The 1,706-nt window shown below is 58.8% G+C and carries 1 protein-coding gene and 1 pseudogene; one reads left to right on the top strand and one right to left on the bottom strand.

Annotated features, from left to right (window positions below; all coding sequences use genetic code 11):
* Positions 1 to 179, bottom strand: a pseudogene (locus tag ABT116_RS44475) (FAD-binding oxidoreductase); the annotation flags it as partial.
* A gap of 8 nt (positions 180 to 187) precedes the next feature.
* Between ABT116_RS44475 and ABT116_RS44470 the strand changes: the two are divergent.
* Positions 188 to 1,706, top strand: a 1,519-nt coding sequence (locus ABT116_RS44470) for a non-ribosomal peptide synthetase (protein WP_351646602.1), incomplete at its 3' end; no start/stop codon positions are given.

Here is a 1,706-nt window from a genome sequence, read left to right as displayed (position 1 = left end):
AGCGTGGCACTCGCGACGACTCCGAGTGTTCCTTCCGAACCGACGAGAAGACTGGTCAAGTCGTATCCCGCAACACCTTTGACGGTCCTTCGGCCTGTCCGCACGATCCGACCGTCGGCGAGCACAACCTCGAGACCCAGGACTGAATCGCGGGTGACGCCGTACTTCACGCAACGCAGTGGACGGCATGGTGATCGACGATGTCGCCTCCGACGATTCCACGAACTACCCGCTCACACTGCTGATCGGTCTCGACGATCAACTGCACCTGACGCTTCGTTACCTACCCGACTTCTTCGACGAGTCGTACGCGCAGGCCCTGCTGGGTCGCCTCGAGACTCTGCTGACAGAAATCGGTGAAACGCCGTCCACTGCGGTCGGTGACGTCGAGGTCATGACGGCGCCTGAGCGTGCTTTGGTGCTCGAGTCGTGGAACGACACGTCTCATCCGGTTGTGGGTGGGTTGTTGTTGGATGGTTTTGATTCTGTGGTGGGGGTTTGTTCGGGGTCGCGGGCGGTGGTGTTCGGGGATGAGGTGCTCTCGTATGGGGAGTTCGATGAGAGGGTTAATAGGTTTGCGCGTTATTTGATTGGTTTGGGTGTTGGGCCGGAGTCGTTGGTGGGGTTGGCTGTTCGGCGGTCGGTTGATTTGTTGGTTGGTTTGTATGCGATTGTGCGTGCGGGTGGGGCGTGGGTGCCGTTGGATCCTGATGCTCCGTCCTCGCGTAATGAGTATGTGTTGGATTCGGCTGATCCGGTGTGTGTGGTGTCGACGGAGCGTGATGGTTTCGTGGCGTCGGGTCGTCGGGTTGTGTGTGTGGATGTTGTTGATGTGTCTGGTTTTTCGGGTGCGCGGGTTTCTGATGTGGATCGGCGCTCGCCGTTGCGGGCGTCGAATACGGCGTATGTGATTTTCACGTCGGGGTCGACGGGTCGGCCGAAGGGTGTGGCGGTCTCGCATGCGGCGATTGTGAATCAGTTGGAGTTCATGCAGGGCGAGTATCGCTTGACGTCGTCTGATGTGTATTTGCAGAAGACGGCGACGACGTTCGATGTGTCGTTGTGGGGTTTTTTCATGCCGTTGCGGGTGGGTGCGGTGTTGGTGTTGGCGTCGGCTGATGGTCATCGGGATCCGGGGTATTTGGCGTCGGTGATTGATGATCAGGGTGTGTCGGTGACGGATTTTGTGCCGACGATGTTGTCGACGTTTTCGTCGTTGGTGGATCCGGGGTTGTTGGGTTCGTTGCGTGATGTGTTGGTGATCGGTGAGGCGTTGCCGGTGGAGGCGGTGCGTGAGTTCGGGTTGGTGTCGTCGGCGCGGTTGCATAATTTGTATGGTCCGACTGAGGCGGCGGTGTCGTTTACGTTTGCGGATGTGACGGCTGCTGGGTCGGGGACTGTGGTCTCGATTGGTGTGCCGGAGTGGAATTGCCGGGTGTTTGTGTTGGATTCGCGCCTGCGGCCGGTTGCTGTGGGTGTTGCGGGTGAGTTGTATTTGTCGGGTGTGCAGTTGGCTCGGGGGTATGTGGGTCGTCCGGATTTGAGTGCGGATCGGTTTGTGGCGTCGCCGTTCGGTTCGGGTGAGCGGATGTATCGGACGGGGGATCTTGTTCGCTGGAACTCGATTGGTGAGTTGGAGTACATCGGTCGTACTGATTTTCAGGTGAAGTTCCGTGGTCAGCGGATCGAGTTGGGGGAGATCGAGG

Source organism: Streptomyces sp. NPDC002130 (genome assembly GCF_040296465.1).
GTDB lineage: Bacteria > Actinomycetota > Actinomycetes > Streptomycetales > Streptomycetaceae > Streptomyces.
The sequence above is the reverse complement of the archived record's forward strand: the minus strand, read 5'-3'. Positions and strand labels throughout refer to the sequence as shown.